This window comes from Streptomyces piniterrae (assembly GCF_005048155.1).
Lineage (GTDB): Bacteria > Actinomycetota > Actinomycetes > Streptomycetales > Streptomycetaceae > Streptomyces > Streptomyces piniterrae.
The window spans coordinates 225,964-248,491 of sequence record NZ_SUMB01000002.1 but is presented as its reverse complement, the minus strand read 5'-3'; the positions used below and the strand labels follow the sequence as shown (position 1 = coordinate 248,491).

Below are 22,528 nucleotides of genomic sequence, written 5' to 3'. Positions count from 1 at the left end.
CCGTGTCATCGCACCGGGCGCGTCACCACATGCCAGGACCGAACGGACGGCTGTGGTCCCACCCGTCCGGATCCGTGACCCATCCGGCGACGAGCACCAGCCCCGACGCCCGGTGCACCGCGAGGAAGCCGAACGGCCGGTCGAAGCGGGCCGACACCAGCCGCGCCTCGTTCGGGGGGATCTGGGGCGCGCCCGCCACGTTCATCGCCACAGGCGTGACCGCGGCCGCCCGGAAGCCGAGCGGACCGAATGTCGCGGTCGCCGCCTGCCGGGCGGACGACACCGCGAGCGGCGTCTCGCTGATGCCGGGAAAGTGCCCTCGCGAGTTGTCCGTGGCGGTTTCGAGCCCGAAGAGCTCGGGCCGCTTCAGCAGGTCGTGTTCGGCGTCGACGGTGAACCGTACGGTGCTCAGGTCCGCCCGCGATGAGCCGTCCCAGCTCGGCATGGTTGTCACGGTGAGCCCGGGGCCTGCGCCTTCGGTCAGCTCCGCGCCGGGCACCGTCGGATATCCGCCGCCCAGCACCGTCAGGCCGTGGTGCAGCACCTCACCACCCGTCATGTCCTCGGGACCGAGCAGCAGCTGGACGTCCAGACCGTTCTCCCCCAGGACGTCGAAGGCGGTCAGCGGACCGGCCGGAGTACGGTGCACCCGCAGCTGCTCCGCGGGCAGGCGGTAGCAGTTCAGGCCGGTCAGGTCCCGTCCTGCCCAAGGGCCTTCCGCCACCTGCAGCGGGCTCTCCCGGAACGGCCTCTTCCAGGTGGTGCGCACCAGCAGCGCACTCGCCAGGACGAGCAGCATGTCGGGCGTCACCCGCACCGGCATCCGCTCGATCAGGCCGTCGGTGTGCCGCCGCGCCCAGGCGTTCAGCGCTTCCTGGTCGGCGGAGGCGTCGCCGGTCAGCTCGCCGTGCAGATCCAGCGGCAGGCCGGACAGCCACTCGGGCCGCAGCGCCAGCGTGCGCTGGGTCCACAGCCCCAGTGCGGCATCGACGCCGTCCGCCGCGCCGAGCGCGGCCAGCAGGTCGCAGCCTTCGCATACGGCGTGCTCCGCGTCGGTGCCCAGCGCGTCGGCGAGTTCCTTGCGGGCCGGGCCGGTCGCCGGGCCGGCGAGCAGCGCCAGCAGCGGCCAGACACCGGCGGCGGTGAGTACGGTGCCCCGCTCCCCCACCGCGTCCCGCGCCCAGCGCGCCGTCATGTCGTTGACGGAACGTACCGTCGTCTCGGCGACCATCTCTTCCCCCACCCGAGTTGTCAGCGTTGGGCGACCGCCTGTTTGACCAGCGTGCGCCCGAAGTCCCACATCAGGCCGCCGCCGCTGTGGGCGTCGTCCATGACGGCCGTGAACGCGTCGACGAAGCGGTCCACTTCCCGTTCGCCGATGATCAGCGGCGGGATCAGCTTAATGACCTCGAGATGGTCGCCGGAGACCTGGGTGAGGATGCGGTGGCGTTGCAGCAGCGGCACCACGACCATCTGCGCGAACAGTCCCTTGCGGGCCGCCTGCAGCATCGTCCAGCGGCTCCGCAGGCCGAGCGATTTGGGGCGGCCGAACTCGATGCCGATCATCAGGCCGCGGCCCCTGACGTCATGCAGCAGCTCGTATCTGTCGGTCAGCGCGGCGAGCCTGGTGCGCAGCAGGTCGCCGGTGTGCCGGGCGTTGGCGACGATCTGTTCGTCCTCCATGACGGCGAGTACGGCGAGGCCGGCCGCCATCGCCTGGGCGTTGGACCCGAAGCTGGCGGAGTGCACCAGGACGCGGTCCATGGACGAGTAGACCTTTTTGAAGATCCAGTCCTTGCCGAGTGTCGCGCCGACCGGGACATAGCCGCCGGAGAGCGCCTTCGCCACGCAGACCAGGTCCGGTTCGACGCCGTCCTCGTGCTGGTAGGCGAAGAAGTCGCCGGTGCGGCCGAGGCCGGTCTGCACCTCGTCGGCGATCAGCAGGGCCTTGTGCCGGTGCAGCAGTTCCTGCGCGGCCCGCAGAAAGCCGGGCGGGGTCGGGTGCACGCCCTTGCCCTGGATGGGCTCGACCACGAACCCCGCCACGTCGCCGTGCTTCAACTCCCGTTCCAGAGCGGCCAGATCGCCCATCGCGATCGCCGTGTCGGGCAGCAGCGGCGCGAAGCCGTCCCGGAAGCCGGCCTCGCCGTTGACCGAGAGCGAGCCGGTGGTCAGGCCGTGGAAGGCGTGGGTGCAGTAGAGGACGCGCGGTCTGCCGGTCGCGTAGCGGGCGAACTTCAGGGCGGTCTCGATGGCCTCGGTGCCGCTGTTGCCGAAGAAGACGCGGTCCAGATGGGGCGCGTAGGTCAGCAGCTTCTCGGCGAGCAGGCCGGGCAGCGGCTGGCAGTCGAAGCGGGTGAGGTCGGGCAGGGCGGCGTCCAGCACGTCGTGCAGCGCCTGCCGGACGACCGGGTGGTGGCGGCCGAGGCCCATCACGCCGAATCCGGCGAGCATGTCCAGGTAGTCCTGGCCGTCCGCGTCCCAGAAGTGGGCGCCCTCGGCCCGTTCGTAGACCTTGTCGAAGCCGATGGTGTGCAGCATCCGCGGCAACTGGTGGTTGAGGTGGCGGGTGTGCAGGTCGTAGCGCTCGCCGCCGCGTTCGGCGAGCAGTTCGGCCAGGTCGAATCCGGTCATGAAGGGTTCTCCTTACGGGCGGCCAGCGCACCGCTGATCCGGCCGGCGATCTCGGCCGGGGTGAGGCCGAGGTCCGCCAGCAGTTCGCCGCGCCTGGCATGCGGCAGAAACTGCTCGGGGATGCCGAAGGTGCGCAGCGGCACGTCCACCTCCGCGTCGCGCATCGCCTGGCCGACCGCCGAGCCGATGCCTCCGTTACGGCTGTTGTCCTCCACGACGGCCACCAGGGTGTGCTGTGCGGCGAGTTCGACGACGGCCTCGTCCACCGGCTTGACCCAGCGCGGGTCGACGACCGTCGTACCGACGCCGCGCGCCGCGAGCAGCTCGGCGACCTGCAGACAGACCGGCGCCATCACCCCGACCGCGATCAGCAGGACGTCCGGCTGCGGCGTGCGGTGCAGCACATCGGTGCCGCCGATCCGTTCCACCGCGGGGATCGGCTCGCCCACCGACTCCTTGGGGAACCGGAGGACGGTCGGCGCGTCGTCCACGTCGAGGGATTCCCGCAGCTGGGCGCGGAGCTGCTCGGCGTCGCGGGGGACGGCGATCCGCAGGCCGGGGACGACGCCCAGCACCGACAGGTCCCACATACCGTTGTGGGAGGCACCGTCGACGCCGGTGACACCGGCCCGGTCGAGGACGAAGGTGACGCCGCACTTGTGCAGCGCCACATCCATCAGGACCTGGTCGAAGGCCCGGTTGAGGAAGGTGGCGTAGACCGCGACGACCGGATGCAGCCCTCCGGTGGCCAGGCCCGCGGCCGACACCGCGGCATGCTGTTCGGCGATGCCCACGTCCCAGATACGGTCCGGATACGCCGCGGCGAACCTGCCCAGTCCGACCGGTTGCAGCATGGCGGCCGTGAGGGCGACGACGTCCTCCCGCTCGGCGCCGATCCTGACCATCTCGTCGCCGAAGACGGAGGTCCAGGAGGGGCCGCTGGGCGGGGCGACGGGCTCGCAGGTCAGCGGGTTCATCTTGGCGACGGTGTGGAAGCGGTCCGCGGTGTCCTCCAGGGCGGGCTGGTAGCCGCGGCCCTTCTCGGTCAGGCAGTGCACCAGCACCGGACCGTGGAATTTCGCCGCCCGGCGGAGCGCGGACTCGACGGCGGCGATGTCGTGCCCGACGATCGGTCCGACGTATTTCAGGCCCAGGTCCTCGAACATGCCCTGTGGCGCGAAGGCGTCCTTGAAGCCCTTCTTCGCGCCGTGCAGCGACTCGTAGAGCGGCTGTCCGACGACCGGGGTGCGCTGGAGGACGTCCTTGCCCCAGGAGAGGAACTTCTCGTAGCCGTCGGTGGTGCGGAGGGTGGCGAGGTGGTTGGCGAGGCCGCCGATGGTCGGGGCGTAGGAGCGCTCGTTGTCGTTGACGACGATGATCAGCGGGCGGTCCTTGGCGGCGGCGATGTTGTTGAGGGCTTCCCAGGCCATGCCGCCGGTCAGCGCGCCGTCACCGATGACGGCGACGACGTGGTCGCTCCTGCCGCGTACCTCGTTGGCCTTGGCGAGGCCGTCGGCCCAGCTCAGCACGGTGGAGGCATGGCTGTTCTCGATGATGTCGTGGTCGGATTCGGCGCGCGACGGGTAGCCGGAGAGGCCTCCCTTGGCGCGCAGTTTCGAGAAGTCCTGGCGGCCGGTCAGCAGTTTGTGGACGTAGGACTGGTGGCCGGTGTCCCACAGGATCCGGTCGGCGGGCGAGTCGAAGACCCGGTGCAGGGCGATGGTCAGCTCGACCACGCCCAGGTTGGGTCCCAGATGTCCGCCGGTGCGGGCCACCGCCTGCACCAGGAACTGGCGGATCTCCTCGGCGAGCTCGTCCAGCCGGGCCCCCGGCAGGATCTTGAGGTCGCGGGGTTCGCGGATGTGCTCCAGCATCGTCATGTTCGGTCCCCCTCTGATGGTTCGGTGGATCGCGCGCGAGCTGTGCCGCGCCGGCGGTGGCGGCCGGCCGGGGAGCCGGGGAGTCCCGGTGCCGCCGGCCCGCCGCCGCGCCTCACATCACCCGCGGTTTCCCGCGACGGTCTCCCGGGCGGCCCGGAGGGACTCCTTCAGCGAGCCCATGGTGGCCAGGACGGCGGTCGGCTCGTAGCCGCAGTGCGCCATGCAGTTGGCGCAGCGGGGGTCCTTGCCGCGGCCGTACTTGTCCCAGTCGGTCTCCTCGATGAGCTCCCGGTACGTCGGGACATAGCCGTCGCTCATGAGGTAGCAGGGGCGCTGCCAGCCGAAGAGCGAGTAGTTGGGGATCGCCCAGGCGGTGCACGGGAAGTCCGCCTTGCCTTCCAGGAAGTCGAGGAAGAGCGGGCTGTGGTTGAGCCGCCAGCGGTTGCGGTTGCCGCCGGCGAACGCCTTCTTGAACAGCTCCCGGGTCTGCTCGACGCCCAGGAAGTGCTCCTGGTCGGGTGCTTTTTCGTAGGCGTAGGCGGGCGACAGCATCATTTCGTCGACCTGGAGGTCGTCGTTGAGGTAGTTGAGGACCTCGATGATGGTCTGCGGGGTGTCGGTGTTGAAGAAGGTGGAGTTGGTGGTGACCCGGAAGCCGCGGCGTTTGGCTTCCTTGATGGCCTCCACCGCCTCGTCGAATACGCCTTCCTTCGCGACGGATTCGTCATGCCGCTCACGCATCCCGTCGATGTGCACCGCGAACGCGAAAAACGGGGACGGCGTGAACTTGTCGATCTTCTTGCGCAGCAACATCGCATTCGTGCACAGGAAGACGTACTTCTTCTTCGCAACCAACTGGCGCACGATCTCGTCGATCTGCGGGTGCATCAAGGGCTCGCCGCCGGCGATGGAGACCATCGGGGCGCCGGATTCCAGCACCGCGCCGACCGCCTGTGCCACCGGCATCCGCTGTTTGAGGACGCCCGCCGGATGCTGGATCTTGCCGCAGCCCTCACATTTCAGGTTGCAGGCGAAGAGCGGCTCCAGCTCGACGATGAGCGGAAACTTCTCGCGCCGCCGCAGCACTTTCTGTTCAAAGAGATACGTCCCGACCCGGATGGACTGACGGAGCGGCATTGCCATCTGGCTCACCTCCTGGGGAGCAGCAAAGAACGGTGCCATTCAAAAAAGACGGGAAGAACGGAGCGCAGCACACGGAAGGCCGATATTCCACCGCGCACGGTGCCGATTCGCATGAGTTCATGTTCTGGAGCGTCCACGACCACCCGGACGGCGGCAACCGGGCGGATTCCGGCGCGCACCGCGGCGTGGAGCGTAGCGGCGGATTCCATGTCCACCGCGACGGCGCCCGCGGCATGCAGCGCGGCCCGCTCCGCGCCGCGTACGACGTGGTCGGAGCCGCGCAGCAGACCGGTGTGGACGGTCAGGCCGCGCTGCCGCAGGGCCCGCAGCAAGGGGCCGTTGTCGCGGCAGATCACTTCCGGTGCGGCCGGACGGTGGTCGCGGGTGGTCTCGGCGACGACGACGTCCCCGGGCCGCATGCCGGGGGCGAGGCCGGCGCAGAAGCCGCTGGCGACGACCGGGGAACGGGCGGTGGCGGAGCCTTCGCGCAGCGCCTTCGCCAGGGCGCGCTCCGCCGCCTGCGGGCCCATGCCGGTACGGAGCATGACGAGCGGCGGGCTCGCACCGCCGCGGCCGCCGCCCCTGAGCGCGAGCCGCTCCATGCCGAGCGCGCAGGCGACCAGCAGCGGCGGATCCGCGTCCGGCGGGGGCCGTCTCGGCATCAGGCCCCCAGGGGCGCACCGGCCGGCCCGCCGTTGACATACCGGCCCAGGGCCGTCAGCGGGAAGACCTGGCGGTACAGGTGGTAGTTGATGGAGAAGTCCCAGGGGAAGCCGGTGCCGGTGAAGTACGGCTCGTCCCAGGAGCCGTCCGGGCGCTGGGTCTCGGCCAGCCAGCGGACCCCGCGCCGTACGGCTTCGCCGTCCCGCTCGCCGGCCGCGAGCAGCGCCATCAGCGCCCATCCGGTCTGCGAGGCGGTGGACTCGCCGCGCCCTGCCCACTTCTTGTCCTGGTAGGACCGCTGGTCCTCGCCCCAGCCGCCGTCGTCGTTCTGCACCCGCTCCAGCCAGCCGACGGCCCGCCGGACGGCGGGATGCGAGCCGGGGATGCCGGCCGCGGCGAGCGCCGGGAGGACGGATCCGGTGCCGTAGACGTAGTTGGTGCCCCAGCGGCCGAACCAGGCGCCGCCGGGTTCCTGCTCGGCGAGCAGCCAGTCGATGCCGCGGCGGGTGTGCGGGTCGTGCGTACGGCCGACGTCGGCGAGCATCTCGACGACATGGGCGGTGACGTCGGCCGATGGCGGGTCGATGACCTCCCCGAAGTCGCAGAACGGCAGCCGGTTGGGGAACGGGCTGGTGTTGTCGGCGTCGAAGGCGCCCCAGGCCCCGTTCCTGGACTGCATGCCGAGGTTCCAGCGGACCGCGCGCTGTACGGCGGCGTCGACCCGGCCCGGATCGGGGTGCGCGACCCGGCGCAGTGCCAGCACCACCTCGGCGGTGTCGTCGATGTCCGGGTAGTTGTCGTTCTCGAACTCGAACGCCCAGCCGCCGGAGGGGAGTCGGGGTCTGCGGACGGACCAGTCGCCGGGCCGGTGGATCTGTTCGTCGAGCATCCAGTCGGCGGCCTTGACCAGCTGTGGGTGATCGGCGGGCAGTCCTGCGTCGGCCAGGGCGATGGTGGCGAGGCAGGTGTCCCAGACCGGGGACTGGCAGGCCTCGATCATCCGGCTGCCGTCGTCGCGCCAGACGGCGAAGCGGTCCAGGGACTTCAGGCCGGTGCGCAGCACGGGGTGGTCGAGGTCGTAGCCTAGAAGGTGCAGCGCGATGATGGAGTAGACGGCGGGTGGCTGGATGCCGCCCCAGCAGCCGTCGTTCTCCTGCCGCTCGATGATCCAGCGGGCGGCGGAGCGCATCGCGGCGCCGCGCAGCTTGCGCGAGGCGACCTTGTGGTAGACGTGCAGCGCCTTGTCCAGCCGCTGGAAGACGCCGTCCCAGCTGGTGGCGGGGGCGAGCGGGCGCGGCGGGTTGGGGTTGCGCGGATCGGTGTGCAGCTCGTCGAGGGCGAACGGCGCGGGGCGTACCGGGCGCTTGGCCGAGACGATGGTCAGCGCCACTATCGTCTGCCGTGCCCAGCATCCGAAGTCGTAGATGTTGAGCGGGAACCACTTGGGCAAGTAGATGAGTTCCGGGGGGAGTTCGGGGAGGTCGTCCCACTTCCACCAGCCGAAGAGCGCCAGCCAGATACGGGTGAAGACGCGGGCGGCGGCGATGCCACCCTGTTCGCGGATCCAGGCGGAGGCCCTGGCCAGGTGCGGTGCGTCCGGGGCGTCACCGGCGAGCCGCAGGGCCACATACGCCTCGATGGTGGCGGAGAGTTCGCCGGGCCCGCCGTAGAAGGTGGCCCAGGTGCCGTCGGCGCGCTGTTCGCCGCGGATGAAGCGGGCCGCTGCCTCGGTGAGTTCGGGGTCCTGGATGCCCAGGAACTGACGGAGCAGCAGGTCCTCGGCGTCCATCGTGACGTTGGTCTCGAGGTCGCCCTTCCACCAGCCGGCGGGGTCCTGGAGGGAGAGCAGATGCTCGGTGGCGAGGGCGGTCGCGCGCCGTGCGGCGGCGGCCGTGTCCTGCGGCGCCGCATCCGGTGCCGCGGGCCGTCTCTCTTCTCTTCTCGCGGTGTTCTCAGCGGTGGCATCGCTGGCCGAAGGGGCCCGGGGCGGCAGCGCCCCGGTGCTTCCGTCGGTCGTCGCTGTCATGGCTTCCCCTTCTGCAGTGAACTGTGAAGCGTGCTCAGGGATTCCGTCGGCCGGCGCCCGGCGGGCACCGGCCGGCGACTGCGAACTACTTACTGTCGATAGTGATCATCGCTCCCGTACGACGACGAAGTCCGCGAGCGCGACGAGCTGCGCGCGGACCTCTTCCGGCATCTCGACCTCGTCGAGCGCGGCGATGGCGGTGGCGTGCTGCCGGCGGGCCTCCTCGGAGGTCCACTCGCGGCCGCCGGCCTCCTCGATCAGGGCCGCGCGGAAGGCGAACTCCTCCTCGGTGAAGTCCGCGATCTCGGTCTCACTCTTCTTGGCGTCGGCGGCGAGGATGCCGGCCAGCTGCTCGGAGGCCCGTCCGCCGGCGGCCAGCGCGGCGACGACCGGCAGCGACTTCTTGCGCTGCCGCAGATCGCTCCAGGTCTGCTTGCCGGTGGCGTCCGGGTCGCCCCAGATGCCGAGCAGGTCGTCGACCGCCTGGAAGGCGAGGCCGAGGTGGTAGCCGTACTTCTCCAGGGTGTCGGCGGTGCGGTCGTCGGCTCCGCCGAGCACCGCGCCGATGGAGACGGCGCAGGCCAGCAGCGCGCCGGTCTTGTTGCCCTCCATCTCCAGGCACTCCTCGACGGTGACCCGCTCGCGGTGCTCGTAGGAGATGTCCTGGGCCTGACCGTCGATCAGCTTGCGGGTGGCGACGGTGAGCCGGCGGGTGGCGCGGCCGGCCTCGACGGTGCCCAGTTCCAGCAGTATTTCGTTGGCGAGCGCGAAGAGCGCGTCGCCGACGAGGATGGCCTGGGCGGGGCCGTGCACCTTCCAGACGGTGTCGCGGTGCCGGCGCTGCTCGTCGCCGTCCATGAGGTCGTCGTGCAGCAGCGAGAAGTTGTGCACCAGCTCGACGGCGACCGCGCCGGGGATGCCGACCTCGGGGGCCCGGCCCGCGGCCTCCGCGGACAGCAGGGCGAGCGCGGGGCGGACGGCCTTGCCGCTGTCGCCCGCCGAGGGGCGGCCCGCGGCGTCGATCCAGCCGAAGTGGTAGGCGGCGACGGTGTCCATGGGCGGGGCGAGCCGGTCAATGGCGGCACGCAGCACGGGAGTGGCGAGTGTCCGCCCGCGCTCCAGCAGCGCGGTGACGCTCTCGGTGTCGATAGCTGGGGAAGCCGGATGCACGGTTTCTCCTCTGTTTCCGATGCTCGTGCTCGTGCGAGTGCTCGTACCCGTTGTCATGCCGCCTCCTGGGGCAACTGGCCCTGGGGGCAGCCGAGTTCGGTGAGTGCCTCGCGAGCGGCTGTGGTGCCGCTGCGAACAGCGCTTTCCATGGTCGCGGGCCACCCGGTGGCGGTCCACGCGCCGGCCAGGAACAGGCCGGGGGTCTGGGTGCGGGCGGCGGCGCGCAGTCTGCCGACGCCCGGGGTGGGCGCGAAGGTCGCGGTGCGCTCGCGGGTGACGAAGAAGTCGCGGATCCTGGCGCCCCGGGCGGCGGGCAGCAGCCGCTCCAGCTCGGGCAGATAGCGGGCGCGGAGCTTGGCGACCGGCTGGTCGATCTCCTCCTGCGCGGCGGACTGCGAGACGGCCAGATACTGGCTGCCGGCTCCTTCGCGCTGCCCGGACTGCTCGGCGGGGCCTGGCAGCCCGGAGGCCGCCGTACGGTCGAAGACCCACTGGACGGGAGAGCCGATCGCGGCGAAGAAGGGGCGGCGCAGCACCCGGCGGTCGTAGACGACATGGAGGTTGAGGATCGGCGCGGTGCCGATGTCCAGCAGCCGGTCCTTGTCGGCCAGTGCTCCTTCGGGCAGCAGGGCGTGCGTCTCGCGCTGCGGCACGGCGAGGACGACGGTGTCCGCGGTGAGCTGCTCGGTGCTGTGCGGGCCGTCGGTCACCGAGACCTGCCAGCCGCCGTCGGTACGGGTGAGGGCGCCGGCGCGGGTGCGCAGCGCGATCCGGACGCCGGCCTTCTCCAGGGCCGTGCGGGCCGCGGTGTCATGGACCTCGCCGAGCGGGACGCGGGACCAGCCGATGTCGGCGGAGCCCGGTGCGGAGAGCAGTCCGGTCTTGAAGACCTTGGCGGCCAGGCCCATGGAGGCGTCGCCGGCGGTGGCGTTGAGGGTGGCGATGCCGACCAGGTCCCAGAGCGCCTCGATCGCGCGGGCCGACTGGCCGTGCCGGCGCAGCCAGCTGCCGAAGTCGACGCCGTCCAGCGCGGGGTCGGCCGGGTCCAGTCCCTTGAGCGCGAGGGTGGCGCGTACGACGCCGGCCCGCTCGGCGGGCGACAGGTGCGGGTAGCCGGCCAGGCTCTTGGCGAGATGCAGCGGGACGGGCAGCGCGGTGCGGCGCAGCCGGCCCAGCCGCATCCGGTCGGCGTCCAGGACCGGGACGTCCATGCGGTCCTGAAGGGGCACCAGATGCGCGGCGCCGATGCGCTTCAGGAAGGCGGTGTAGGCGGTGCAGCAGCGCAGATAGACATGCTGGCCGTTGTCGACGCTCAGCTCGCCGGCGGCGGAGTGGCGGCGGAAGGAGAAGACCAGTCCGCCCAGCCGGGGCCGGCCCTCGACGAGGGTGACCCGCAGCCCGGCGTCGGCCAGCGCCAGCGCGGCCGTGGTGCCGGCGAGGCCGCCGCCGATGACCACCGCGGTGGCTCCCCGGCGGCGGTCCGCCGCCCGTGCGCGGTGCGGATCGCGCCCGGTGGCTCCGGATGTCATGCGTTCTCCCCCCTTACGTCAGTGAGGGACGCAGCCGTCCGGGGGAGGGTTGCCCGCCGCGCTGATGCGGGATCTCCGTTGTCGTTCGCGGTCCGGCGCATCATCCGCGCCTCCTGACGGCCTGCTTGCGGCCGATGGCGCGGGCGTCCAGCCCGGACAGTCCGCGCACCGCGACGAACGCCTTCTCCCGGCCGGGCAGCGAGACCCGTCCGCGCAGCACCGCCTCGGGGTCGGCGGAGATCCGCGAGAGCAGCCGGTGGTAGATGCCGGCCATCGCGGCCACGCAGGCGCCGCTGCGCCGGTCGAGCATCGGCAGCAGCCGGAAGCCGTCGGCGAACAGCGCGCGGGCGCGGCTGACCTCGAAGTGGACCAGGCCGGTGAAGTCGGAGCCGGCCGGCGGGACGGGGCCGTGGAAGCCGTCCGCGCAGCCGAACTTGGCGAGGTCCTCGGCCGGCAGGTAGCTGCGGCCGTTGCCCGCGTCCTCGCGAACGTCCCGGAGAATGTTGGTCAGTTGGAGGGCGAGCCCGAGGGTGTCGGCGTACTCGGAGGCTCGCTCGGCGTCCGGCGCGCCGGGCACCGTGCCGAACACGCCCAGCGAGAGCCGGCCGATGGCCCCGGCGACACAGCGGCAGTAGACCTCGAGGTCCTCCCAGGTCTCGTAGGTCTCGCCGCGAACGTCCATCAGTACGCCGTCGATCAGTTCGTCGAGGCCGCCCAGGGGCAGCGGGAAGCGGCGGGCGGCGTCGGCGAGCGCGACGGCCACCGGGTCGGTGTCGTCCTCGTCGATCCGGCCGTCCTGGATGCGCGCCAGCAGCGCCCGCGTCTCCGCGAGGCGCTCGTGCTTGGCGGTGGGCTCCAGGATGCCGTCGCCGATGTCGTCGATCCGGCGGGAGAAGGCGTAGAGCGCCGACATGGCCTGCCGCTTGTCGGCGGGCAGCAGCCGGATGCCGTAGGCGAAGTTCCGTGCCTGCTGCCCGGTGATGGCCTCGCAGTAGCGGTACGCAGCGAGCACCGGCGCGGACGCGGGTGCGGTTGCCTCCACGGTCCGGCTCACCCCTCTCTTCGCAATGTCGCCCCCACCGCGCGCAGCAGGCTGAGCGTGGTCGGTTTGGGCGGTCCAGGAAGTACGTCGTGATCGGCGGCCGCGACCGCCTGGAGTGCGGCGCGTCCGCCGGCGACGAAGCCGGCCAGCAGCAGCTTGAGTCTGCCGTGGACGCTACCCACCAGCGGGGCGCCTTCATTCAGCAGCTCACCGGCGCGTTCCGCCTCGTATGCGATCAGTGCGCGCACCGATGCGCCCCCGCTCGGGGCGGCCAGATCGGCTTCGGTGACGCCGAAGCGTTTCATGTCCTCGGCGGGCAGATAGATGCGGTCGCGGGCCAGGTCCTCGGCCACGTCCTGGAGGTGTTCGACGATCTGCAGCGCGGTGCAGACGGCGTCAGACCGGCGGATGCGCTCGGGGCTCGCGGTGTCGGTGATGGCGAGGACGAGCCGGCCGACGGGGTTGGCGGACAACTGGCAGTAGGCGGCCAGGTCGTCGTAGGTGCCGTAGCGGGAGACCCGCTGGTCCTGCCGGTTCGCCTCGATCAGGTCGAGGAACGGCTCGGGGGTCAGCGCGCGGCGGCGGACGGTCGGGCCGAGGCGGCGCATCAGCGGATGCCGGGGGCCGGGCGCGCGGTCGCTGAAGACGCGGTGCAGGTCGGCTTCCAGGGCATCGAGCAGCGCCGGCCGGTCTCCCCCACTCTCGGCTGCGCTCGAGCGGGAGGTACCCCCATGCTGCGCCCGGTCGAGGCCGAGGAGTACGGCATCGCCGCCACCGGGGGCGAGGTCGCCGTCGCCGATGTCGTCGACGAGCCGGGCGAAGCCGTAGACGGCCATCAGGTCGGCGCGCCAGGCGCGGGGCAGGAAGAACGGCGCCACCGGGAAGTTCTCGTGTGCGGCCTGGTCGAGCACGGTGCGCGACTGGGCGTCCGCCGGCCCGCCGGAGACCACCGCGCGCCTGTCGAAGACGCTGCGCCTCCCTCCGCTCACCGGGGGCTGCCCGGCGCGTTTCGGAGCCGGAGCGAACCAGTAGCCATTGCCGTCACGTCTCCCGTTCTACACCGCCAAGCTAAAGCATCCTATTTCGGACACGCCGCTGGTCACGACGCGCCCCTGTTCGGGCTTCCGCTCGCCCGATCAGGTGATCATTGCCCGACTTATACCACTTGTGCTGTTCAGTACCCGTACAGCTTACGCCGTACGTCTCGTCCACGTCCGAGCGGGTACCGAGGCTTGGGACAACGATCCGGTCACCATCAAAAGGGGTTCAACTGATCCCGAACCCGGCGGAGTTGACCATCTGCCAACGCTCGAAGGCCCCGGCGAGCCGGGCTCGCGGGGGCCTTCGGACGCGGGAGGGGCTACTTGCCCGTCTCCTTTTCGTATGCCTTGATCACTTCGTCCGTCGGACCGTCCATCAGCAGCTCGCCCCGCTCCAGCCACAGCACCCGGTCACAGGTGTCCCTGATCGACTTGTTGTTGTGGCTGACCAGGAAGACCGTGCCGGCCTCCTTGCGCAGCTCCCGGATGCGCGCCTCGGAGCGCTTCTGGAAGCTGCGGTCACCGGTGGCCAGCGCCTCGTCGATCATCAGGACGTCATGGTCCTTGGCCGCGGCGATGGAGAACCGCAGCCGGGCCGCCATACCGGAGGAGTAGGTGCGCATCGGCAGCGAGATGAAGTCGCCCTTCTCGTTGATGCCCGAGAAGTCGACGATGCCGTCATAGCGCTCGCGGACCTGGTCGCGGGACATGCCCATGGCCAGCCCGCCGAGGATGACGTTCTTCTCGCCGGTCAGGTCGTTCATCAGGGCCGCGTTCACGCCGAGCAGCGACGGCTGACCGTGCGTGTAGACCTTGCCTCGCTCCGCGGGGAGCAGCCCGGCCACCGCCTTGAGCAGCGTCGACTTGCCGGATCCGTTCGATCCGATCAGGCCGATCGACTCACCCCGGTACGCGGTGAAGGAGACGCCCTTGACCGCGTGCACCTCGCGTACGCCCGCCGACGGCTTGCGGCGGATGATCCGGTTGAGCGCCGCCGTGGCGCCGCCCTTGCCCGCACCGGTGCCGTAGACCCGGTAGACGATGTGCAGCTCGTCCGCGATCACGGTCGGTACGCGGGCCTCTGCCGCCTTGGTCGGCTGAACGCCGTTCTTCTGCTCAGCCACGTCCGTACCGCTCCTCAGCCTTCCAGAAGTACACAAAGCCGACGACACCCATCACCAGCGCCCAGCCGCCGGCCCACGCCCACGCCCACATCCCGTGCGGCAGCTTGTCCAGCGTGAAGCTGTCGATCAGGGCGAAACGCATCAGGTCGATGTAGAGGGCGGCCGGGTTGGCGTCGAGCAGGAACTCCACGAACGAGGGGACGTGCTTGCCCTTGAGGATCGCGTCGATGCTGAACATCACGCCGGACGCGTACATCCACGTCCGCATGATGAACGGCATCAGCTGCGCCAGGTCGGGGGTCTTGGCACCCAGCCGCGCCATGACCATCGCCAGGCCGGTGTTGAACATGAACTGCAGCGCCAGCGCGGGGAGCACCAGCAGCCAGGACCAGGTCGGCAGCTGCCCGAAGCCCAGCAGGATGACCATCAGCACACCCATGGAGAACACGAGCTGCTGGAGCTGCATCAGGCAGAACGAGACGGGCAGACAGGCGCGCGGGAAGTGCAGCGCGCGGACCAGACCCAGGTTGCCGGAGATCGACCGCGTACCGGCCATCACCGAGCTCTGCGTGAAGGTGAAGATGAAGACGCCGGTCACCAGGAACGGCACGAAGTCGGGGACACCGTTCCGCGTGCCGATCAGCAGACCGAAGATGAGGTAGTAGACGAGCGCGTTCAGCAGCGGCGTCGCCACCTGCCAGACCTGGCCCAGCTTGGCCTGGCTGTACTGCGCGGTCAGCTTGGCGCTGGCGAAGGCGGAGATGAAGTGCCGCCGGTCCCACAGCTCCCGGATGTACTGCGGGAGGCTGGGGCGCGCCCCGCTCTGCGAAAGCCCGTACTTCTGGGCCCGCTCGGCGGGGGTGAGCCCCTCGTCGGAAGATGGCGGGGCACTCATGGCGACCGCACTGTCGTGCGTGGTCTCGCTCACAGTTGACACTTTCGTCCTCAGGGTGCGCTGCCGGGGCCACGCCCCGGTTCGCGGCTGATGCTCTCAGATACGAGCTTGTCAGATGACGGGAGGGCGGCCCAGTCGGGTCAGTCGCCAAACCGTAGCCCACTTCATGGGGCGCCTGGGACCGCAAGGGGTCGTCCAGCCCTCTTTGAAGCCGGCCAGCCACACCCGGAGCGCGGGCCAGGAGGGGCGCCGGGCGAGGGTGAGCAGGAACCAGACACCGAGATAGACCGGAATCAGCACGGCGGGCAGGTTGCGGCGGGCCAGCCAGACCCGGTTGCGGGCCACCATCCGGTGGTAGACCGCGTGCCTGCTGGGCGCCATGGTGGGGTGCAGCAGCAGCATGTCCGACCGGTAGTCGATCAGCCACCCCGCGTCCAGGGCCCGCCAGGCCAGGTCGGTCTCCTCATGGGCGTAGAAGAAGTCGTCGGGCAGCCCGCCGATCTCCTGGAAGACCTTGGTACGGACGGCATTGGCGCCGCCGAGGAAGGTGGTGACCCGGGAGGACCGCATGGGGTCGGCGGCGCGCAGCCGCGGCACGTGCCGGCGCTGGGTCTCGCCGGTGTCCGGGTCGGCGATCCGGAAGCTGATGATGCCGAGCTCCGGGTCCCGCCCGAAGGCCTCCCGGCACAGCTCGGCGGTGTCCTCCCTGGCCAGCAGCCCGTCGTCGTCGAGGAACAGCAGCACATCGACGTCGCTGCCGCCGGGCCCGAAGGCCTCGATTCCGACATTGCGGCCCGCCGGGATGCCGACGTTCTCCGGCAGCTCGACGGTCCGTACGCCGTCGGGGAGCTCGGGCAGCGGCGAACCGTTGCCGACGACCGCTATCTCGACCGGGTCGCCGTCCTGCTTGGCCACCGAGTCCAGCAGCGCACGCAGCTCCTCGGGGCGGTTGCCCATGGTGAGGACAACCGCGCCGACCTTCAGCGTCTGAGGAGTGTGGGTCACTTGAGCCTGCTTGAAACCAGGATGGACACGAGGTGGAGCAAGGTCTGGACGAGCGCGATGCCGGCCAGCACGGCGACGCCGAGGCGGGAGAAGAACAGGTCGCCCCTGACCGTGTCGAGGATCGCCAGGACCAGGATGAGCAGGGACGCCTCGATGCCGAGGACCAGCCGGTGGAACTTCAGCGCCGCGGCGGCCTTGCGGGCCAGCGCCAGGCCGGACGAGCGCGGCTCGGACGCCGACTCCTTGACCGGCGGCAGTCCGCCCTGGTGGCGGGCGACACCGACGAGGTCGGTCTCGGCCTTGATCAGGATGGCGCCGAGCGCGGCGAGGGTGCCGAGGAAGGCCCACAGCCAGTCGATCCGCCCCGGGCCCCACAGGTCGGCGGCGCGCAGGCCGAAGCCGACCAGGACCGCGGCGTCGCACAGGTAGGCGCCGACGCGGTCCAGGTAGACACCGCCGAGCGAGAACTGCTTCTTCCAGCGGGCGACCTCGCCGTCGACGCAGTCGAGCAGCAGGTAGAGCTGGACCATCAGCACGCCGAGCACGGCGCCCGGCAGCCCCGGCACCAGGAGTGCCGGGGCGGCGAGGACGCCGAAGACGGTCATCAGGTAGGTCAGCTGGTTGGGCGTGACCCGCGTGTTCACCAGGTGGCGGTCGATGCGCAGCGAGATCTCGCGCATGTAGAGCCGGCCGGCCCAGTGCTCACCGCTGCGCCGGTCCTTCACGCCCTCGGGGTGAACGACCGGGCGTAGTTCAGCTACTGATGGTTTTGGCATAGGAGGCGTATGCGTCCCTGATCTCGTCGGTGGACAGGTCCAGGTGTTCCAGGATCGTGTAACGACCGGGGCGGGTCTTCGGGGCGAACTCGACGACCTGGACGAACTCCTCGTCCGTGAAGCCGATCTCACCCGGCGTGACCGGCAGGCCGTGCCGCTGGAGCACCTCGACCATCAGCGCGGACGTCTCCTTGTCCCCGCGCAGGTGCGTGGCGAACGCGGCACCCAGGCCGCACTGCTCGCCATGGCTCGCCGCCCGCTTGGGGAAGAGGATGTCGAAGGCGTGGTTGATCTCGTGGCAGGCACCGGAGGCAGGGCGGCTGTCGCCCGCGACGGACATCGAGATGCCGGTGAGGACCAGACCCTCGGCCAGCACCTGGAGGAAGTTGTCGTCGCCGACGCCACCGGGGTGGCGCAGCACGGCCTCGCCGGCCTGGCGTGCCATGGCGGCCGCCAGCCCGTCGATGTCCTCGCCGGTCTCGCGGTGCGAGAGCTCCCAGTCCGCGACCGCAGAGATGTTGGAGATCGCGTCGCCGATGCCGGAGCGGACGAAGCGAACCGGGGCCTCGCGGATGATGTCGAGGTCGATCACCACGGCGATCGGGTTCGGCACACCGTAGGAGCCGCGCCCCGCGTCGTTGTCGAGGGTGGCGACCGGCGAGCACAGGCCGTCGTGCGACAGGTTCGTCGCGACGGCGACCAGCGGCAGGCCGATACGGGCGGCGGCGAACTTGGCGCAGTCGATGATCTTGCCGCCGCCGAGGCCCACGACGGCGTCGTAGTGCCCCTTCTTCATGGCGTCGGCGAGCTTGATCGCGTCGTCCAGGGTGCCGCCGCCGACCTCGTACCACTCGGCGCCAGGCAGGGCGGGCGTCAGCCGCTCGCGCAGCCGTGCCCCCGAGCCACCGCTGATCGCGATGGCGAGTTTGCCGGACGCGGAGATGCGCTGATCGGCCAGCAGGCCCGCCAGGTCGTCCAGGGCGCCGGCGTTGATGTCAACGACGACCGGGGACGGAATGAGGCGGGTCAGTACTGGCATGCGATCTCACGGCCCTTCGCGAGGTCGTCGTGGTTGTCGATCTCGACCCACTTGACGTCGCCGATGGGGGCCACGTCGACCTTGAAGCCGCGGTTGACGAGCTCCTGGTAGCCGTCCTCGTAGTAGAGGTCGGGGTCCCGCTCGAAGGTGGTCTTCAGGGCGTCGGCCAGCTCTTCGGCGGCCTCGCCCTCGATGAGGGTGACGCCGATGTACTCACCGGTCGCCTCGGACGGGTCCATCAGCTTGGTGATCTTCTGGACGCCCTTCTCGGGGTCCACGATGACCTTCATCTCCTCGTCGGCCAGCTGCTTGACCGTGTCGAGGGCGAGGATGATCTTCTGGCCGTTGCCGCGGGCGGCGAGCAGGGTCTTCTCGACGGAGACCGGGTGCACGGTGTCGCCGTTGGCGAGGATCACGGTGTGCTTGATCGAGTCACGGCCGCACCACAGGGAGTAGGCGTTGTTCCACTCCTCGGCCTTGTCGTTGTCGATGAGGGTGAGCTTGAGGCCGTACTTCGCCTCGAGCGCCGCCTTGCGCTCGTAGACGGCCTCCTTCTTGTAACCGACGATGATCGCGACCTCGGTCAGGCCGATCTCGGCGAAGTTGCCGAGGGTCAGGTCCAGGATGGTCGTGTCGCCATCGACCGGCACCAGAGCCTTGGGCAGGGTGTCTGTGTAGGGGCGAAGACGCCGTCCGGCGCCGGCTGCCAGCACGAGGCCGATCATGCGGGTTCTCCTTCATCGTGTACGGCGGGTGCTTGGGAGGACACCCAGAAGCGGATGCTCTCGATGAGCACCAGCAGCGCCAGGACCACAGCAAGGGCCGTCAGCGCGATTGTGAAACCTGTGGGGGACAACAGAGCGGCGAGGACCGTGACCACGAGGATCCGTCCTTCATGCCCGCCGGTCGCCCGGACCAGCCACTGCGGCGGGGCTCCGGTGCCACCGCGGATGCGGTAGACCGTGTCGTAGTGATGGTAGGCGACCGCGGCGACCAGCCCGAACGCGGCGGGCAGCGCTCCGTGCGCGTCCGACCGGGCCGCCAGGACCAGGATCGTGACGTATTCGCCGATGCGGAAGAGGGGCGGCACCAGCCAGTCGAGCGGGCCCTTGAGGGCACGGGCGACGGCGGCGCCGGAGAAGGCGGCGTAGACGGCCGCGCCGAGCACGGGCCACCAGCTCCCGCCGTCCTTCCACGCCAGCTGCGCCATGAGGAATGCCACGCCGGCCAGCGCCATCAGGGGCGGGGTCATGTTGCCGCGCGCCGCCGGGCCCTTGGCGAAGAGCGTGGCCAGCGGCCCGGAGTCGGCAAGGTCGGCCAGCGCCTGCGCGGCCCGGTCGGTGCGGCGGGCCCGGCGGGTGAGCGAGCGCAGGACCCGGCCGGCCGTGGTGTAGCAGGCGGCCAGCGCACAGCCGATGAGCAGGGCGTAGAAGACGATGCGCGGGGTGGTGAGCGCGGTGAGGACCGCGATCATGGCCCAGCGCTCGCCGATGGGCAGCACGATCATCCGGCGCACCCAGACCGTCCAGCCGACGCTGTCGAGCTTGTCGGAGAGCGCGGCGGTGGGGCTGGTGTTCCCGGTGGCGTCGTGGTTCGCCTCGTTGAAGGAGAAGTCGACGACATGGCGGCAGGTCTGGAGGACCATCGCGCCGAGCGCCAGCGCCCAGACGTCGTCGCCGCCGCGCGCCGCGCCGAGCGCGAGCCCCGCGTAGTACGCGTACTCCTTGGCCCGGTCGAAGGTGGCGTCCAGCCAGGCGCCCATCGTCGAGTACTGCAGGGAGTAGCGGGCGAGCTGCCCGTCGGTGCAGTCCAGGACGAAGGAGAACAGCAGCAGGACGCCGGCGGCGACGAAGCCGCCGCGGGTTCCGGTGGCCGCGCAGCCCGCCGCGATCAGCGCGGTGAGCAGGGACGCGGTGGTGACCTGGTTGGGCGTGAGGCCGCGGCGCGCGCACCAGCGGGCGAGGTAGCGGGAGTACGGGCTGATGCAGTACGTCGTGAAGAAGCCGTCGCGGGACTTCACAGCGGTGCGCAGCCGTACGGCCTCGTCGTCGACGGCCGCCACGGCCTCCCGGGCGCTCTCGCGCTGCGCGGGGGTGAGGGCGACGGTCGCGACCAGGCTGCCGAGGTCGACGTGGTGCAGGCCGATGTCCTCACGGTCGAGGGACTCGGTCAGGGTGCCGGTCAGCACGTCCGTGAGGTGGGCGGTGCCGGCGCCGACCGGGATCCGGCCGGCCGCGCGGACCAGTGCGGCGCGCGCCTCGGGCTGCACGGTGAGCGCGCCCTGCACGGCCGCGGCCGGGAAGCGCGGGTCGGTCAGCGTCAGCCGCAGCGCGTGCAGGTGGCCGACGAAGCGGGGGTCGACGACGGCCACCCGCTCGTGCGCGGGCACCGCTGCGATCAGCTCGGCGACGGACGCCGGGTCGTCCGCCGTACGGACGTCGAAGCCCAGCGTGCGCAGGTCGCCCTCGAGCGGCGACCCGGCTACCGGCGGACCGGTGAGGATGGCGGTCGACAGACGAACTCACTCCTTGGATGCTGACAAGGCAGCGCGGGACAGCCCGGAGTCGACCCGTATTCGATACGGACTACCCGGGCAGCGGGCGTGGCACACCTGGGCCCCGGAGGGCCGGTGGCACGTCGGCAGAGGCTATCGGATCGCCGGATGCGGCCGTTCACCGCGCATTCACCGCACGATCGGGTGACCGTCGGCTGCGCCTGCCGCGATCATCATGGTGGATCGGGTGGGGCGGGAACAACTGGCGTCCGATCGCGAAGCCCGATCCGGTGCCGGTTATGGGAGGGCTGGTCACGGGTGGGCGGGTTGTGCCGGGGACGGGTGTGGCGAGATCCATTCCCGCTGCTGACGGCGAGGGCCGCCGCCCCGGAGTGGCCGGGCGGGCACGGCGAGTGGTGTGGACCATCTCACGGCGGCGGCGCGTCGGGCGGTCCGTCGGTCCCGTGCGGCCGGCCCCCGGCCTCGTGATCGTTTCGCATTCGAACACGTCGGCGCCGCGTAGCCGGACGGCACCGCTCTGCCACGTGTGGGCGCCTGGCTAGGGCAGACTGGCGTGGTAGACCGACGACAAGGATGGGCATGCCGATCACACCTGCCAACGGACAGACCGCCGGGATCTCAGCGGTGAGCTCACCGGACGGCGCCGCCGAGCCGATCATGCTGGAGCTGGTCGACGAGGACGGCAGAACGATCGGCACCGCGGAGAAGCTGGCCGCACATCAGCCCCCCGGACAGCTGCACCGGGCGTTCTCGGTGTTCCTCTTCGACGAGAAGGGCCGGCTGCTGCTCCAGCGGCGGGCGCTGTCGAAGTACCACTCCCCCGGTGTGTGGTCCAACACCTGCTGCGGCCACCCGTACCCGGGCGAGACGCCGTTCGCGGCCGCCGCCCGCCGGGTCGCCGAGGAGCTGGGCCTGGCGCCCGCGCTGCTCGCCGAGGCAGGAACGGTGCGCTACAACCACCCGGACCCGGCGTCCGGCCTGGTGGAGCAGGAGTACAACCACCTGTTCGTCGGGCTGGTGCGGGCCGAGCCCGCACCGGACCCGGAGGAGATCGGCGAGATCGCGTTCGTCACGCCGGACGAACTGGCCGAGCGGCATGCCGCGGTGCCGTTCTCCGCGTGGTTCATGACCGTGCTGGACGCGGCGCGCCCGGCGGTCCGTGAGCTCACCGGGAACTCGGCGGGCTGGTAGCGAGCGGAACCAGCGGCAGTTCGGCCCAGATGGCCTTGCCGCCGTTGACCGTGTGCTCGACGTCGCATTTGCCGCCGACCTCGGCGGTGAGCGTCTTGACCAGCCACAGGCCCCGACCGCCGACATCACCCTGATCCGCCTCCAGTGCCTTGGGGCGGTAGGGGTGGTTGTCCTCGACCGCGACCCGCAGCCAGTTCGCCCCGATGGTGACCTGCACGGCGATCTGGGGCGAGAGCAGTGCGGCGTGCCGCACGGCGTTGGTGACGAGTTCGGAGACGATCAGGAGCAGACCGTCCATGATGTCGGCGGCGACGGGCACACGCTGTTCTTCGAGCAGATCCCGGACCGCGTGGCGCGCCTGGGGCACCGACGACTCCAGCGCCGGGGCGGTGAACCGCCACACACCTTCGTACGCGAGCGGGGAGGTCAGCTCCTCGGGGGGTTCTGCAGGGGGTCCGGAAGGCATCCTCACAGGAAGAGTGTTGAGAATGCGTTGGTCCGGACCGGCCTGCTGAACACAAGTCAGCACTTATCGACGCCTTATGACCGATTCTGAGTGAATTGATCGATCTGGCGACCGTTTCCGCGCGCTTTGTTCCTTACTTACGGCCTGCGCCGAAGCAAGCACCGCACGGTACGCGCCATCAGATCAGCGCGGGAACACCCGAAGATCCGTAGAGGACGGAAGGCCCGGTGCCTGAGCACCGGGCCTTCCGTTCCATCTGAGTAGCGGGGACAGGATTTGAACCTGCGACCTCTGGGTTATGAGCCCAGCGAGCTACCGAGCTGCTCCACCCCGCGTCGGTGAACCCCACCTTACGGGCCACCGGACCCAGGACCAAATCGATTATCGGAG

General features: G+C 70.8%; 19 protein-coding genes and 1 tRNA gene. 1 reads left to right on the top strand and 19 read right to left on the bottom strand.

Going from position 1 to position 22,528, the window contains the following annotated elements; all coding sequences use genetic code 11:
• Window positions 1-22: 22 nt before the first annotated feature.
• The 17 genes from FCH28_RS05475 to FCH28_RS05395 form a co-directional block, all read right to left on the bottom strand.
• A complete protein-coding gene (locus FCH28_RS05475; protein ID WP_342781577.1) occupies window positions 23-1,243 on the bottom strand; it encodes a serpin family protein in 1,221 nt (406 codons plus the stop codon).
• An 8-nt stretch (window positions 1,244-1,251) separates the two neighbouring features.
• On the bottom strand, window positions 1,252-2,634 hold the full coding sequence (locus FCH28_RS05470) for an aspartate aminotransferase family protein (RefSeq protein WP_136738562.1): 1,383 nt from the start codon (window positions 2,632-2,634) through the stop codon (window positions 1,252-1,254).
• The gene (gene dxs, locus FCH28_RS05465) at window positions 2,631-4,514 is read right to left on the bottom strand and encodes a 1-deoxy-D-xylulose-5-phosphate synthase (RefSeq protein ID WP_136738561.1); all 1,884 of its coding nucleotides are present in this window, start codon (window positions 4,512-4,514) and stop codon (window positions 2,631-2,633) included. Before dxs ends, FCH28_RS05470 begins: the two co-directional genes overlap by 4 nt.
• 117 nt (window positions 4,515-4,631) lie before the next feature.
• The gene (hpnH, locus tag FCH28_RS05460) at window positions 4,632-5,657 is read right to left on the bottom strand and encodes an adenosyl-hopene transferase HpnH (RefSeq protein ID WP_136738560.1); all 1,026 of its coding nucleotides are present in this window, start codon (window positions 5,655-5,657) and stop codon (window positions 4,632-4,634) included.
• Between the two features lie 5 nt (window positions 5,658-5,662).
• The gene (locus FCH28_RS05455) at window positions 5,663-6,319 is read right to left on the bottom strand and encodes a phosphorylase family protein (RefSeq protein ID WP_136738559.1); all 657 of its coding nucleotides are present in this window, start codon (window positions 6,317-6,319) and stop codon (window positions 5,663-5,665) included.
• Complete coding sequence (gene shc / locus FCH28_RS05450) at window positions 6,319-8,346, bottom strand: squalene--hopene cyclase (protein ID WP_136738558.1); 2,028 nt, start codon at window positions 8,344-8,346, stop codon at window positions 6,319-6,321. The genes FCH28_RS05455 and shc overlap by 1 nt, the downstream gene beginning before the upstream one ends.
• A gap of 105 nt (window positions 8,347-8,451) precedes the next feature.
• The gene (locus FCH28_RS05445) at window positions 8,452-9,573 is read right to left on the bottom strand and encodes a polyprenyl synthetase family protein (protein WP_136738557.1); all 1,122 of its coding nucleotides are present in this window, start codon (window positions 9,571-9,573) and stop codon (window positions 8,452-8,454) included.
• Window positions 9,570-11,045, bottom strand: a complete 1,476-nt coding sequence (hpnE, locus tag FCH28_RS05440) for a hydroxysqualene dehydroxylase HpnE (RefSeq protein WP_136738556.1) — start codon at window positions 11,043-11,045, stop codon at window positions 9,570-9,572. Before hpnE ends, FCH28_RS05445 begins: the two co-directional genes overlap by 4 nt.
• A gap of 100 nt (window positions 11,046-11,145) precedes the next feature.
• Window positions 11,146-12,099 carry a presqualene diphosphate synthase HpnD gene (hpnD, locus tag FCH28_RS05435; RefSeq protein ID WP_136738555.1) on the bottom strand — a complete coding sequence of 318 codons (954 nt, stop codon included), beginning with the start codon at window positions 12,097-12,099 and terminating at the stop codon, window positions 11,146-11,148.
• The gene (gene hpnC, locus FCH28_RS05430) at window positions 12,096-12,998 is read right to left on the bottom strand and encodes a squalene synthase HpnC (RefSeq protein ID WP_136739113.1); all 903 of its coding nucleotides are present in this window, start codon (window positions 12,996-12,998) and stop codon (window positions 12,096-12,098) included. Before hpnC ends, hpnD begins: the two co-directional genes overlap by 4 nt.
• A gap of 449 nt (window positions 12,999-13,447) precedes the next feature.
• Window positions 13,448-14,251: an ABC transporter ATP-binding protein gene (locus FCH28_RS05425; protein ID WP_136738554.1), complete on the bottom strand. Its 804-nt coding sequence runs from the start codon at window positions 14,249-14,251 to the stop codon at window positions 13,448-13,450.
• Window positions 14,244-15,179, bottom strand: coding sequence for an ABC transporter permease (locus tag FCH28_RS05420; protein WP_136738553.1), 936 nt, complete (start codon window positions 15,177-15,179; stop codon window positions 14,244-14,246). The genes FCH28_RS05425 and FCH28_RS05420 overlap by 8 nt, the downstream gene beginning before the upstream one ends.
• Window positions 15,180-15,257: 78 nt before the next feature.
• The gene (locus FCH28_RS05415) at window positions 15,258-16,130 is read right to left on the bottom strand and encodes a glycosyltransferase family 2 protein (RefSeq protein ID WP_136739112.1); all 873 of its coding nucleotides are present in this window, start codon (window positions 16,128-16,130) and stop codon (window positions 15,258-15,260) included.
• Between the two features lie 17 nt (window positions 16,131-16,147).
• A complete protein-coding gene (locus FCH28_RS05410; protein ID WP_136738552.1) occupies window positions 16,148-16,927 on the bottom strand; it encodes a CDP-alcohol phosphatidyltransferase family protein in 780 nt (259 codons plus the stop codon).
• On the bottom strand, window positions 16,905-17,966 hold the full coding sequence (locus FCH28_RS05405; protein WP_136738551.1) for an iron-containing alcohol dehydrogenase family protein: 1,062 nt from the start codon (window positions 17,964-17,966) through the stop codon (window positions 16,905-16,907). The genes FCH28_RS05410 and FCH28_RS05405 overlap by 23 nt, the downstream gene beginning before the upstream one ends.
• Window positions 17,954-18,691 (bottom strand): phosphocholine cytidylyltransferase family protein, encoded by a 738-nt coding sequence (locus FCH28_RS05400; protein ID WP_136738550.1) that lies wholly within the window; start codon window positions 18,689-18,691, stop codon window positions 17,954-17,956. The genes FCH28_RS05405 and FCH28_RS05400 overlap by 13 nt, the downstream gene beginning before the upstream one ends.
• On the bottom strand, window positions 18,688-20,481 hold the full coding sequence (locus FCH28_RS05395; RefSeq protein ID WP_136738549.1) for a DUF5941 domain-containing protein: 1,794 nt from the start codon (window positions 20,479-20,481) through the stop codon (window positions 18,688-18,690). The genes FCH28_RS05400 and FCH28_RS05395 overlap by 4 nt, the downstream gene beginning before the upstream one ends.
• A 579-nt stretch (window positions 20,482-21,060) precedes the next feature.
• Here FCH28_RS05395 and idi point away from each other — a divergent pair.
• A complete protein-coding gene (gene idi / locus FCH28_RS05390; RefSeq protein ID WP_136738548.1) occupies window positions 21,061-21,672 on the top strand; it encodes an isopentenyl-diphosphate Delta-isomerase in 612 nt (203 codons plus the stop codon).
• Here idi and FCH28_RS05385 read toward each other — a convergent pair.
• Entirely contained in the window at window positions 21,647-22,138 is a 492-nt protein-coding gene (locus FCH28_RS05385) for an ATP-binding protein (RefSeq protein WP_136738547.1), read from the bottom strand. The genes idi and FCH28_RS05385 overlap by 26 nt on opposite strands.
• A gap of 261 nt (window positions 22,139-22,399) precedes the next feature.
• Window positions 22,400-22,473 (bottom strand) — tRNA-Met (locus tag FCH28_RS05380).
• Window positions 22,474-22,528 lie beyond the last annotated feature (55 nt).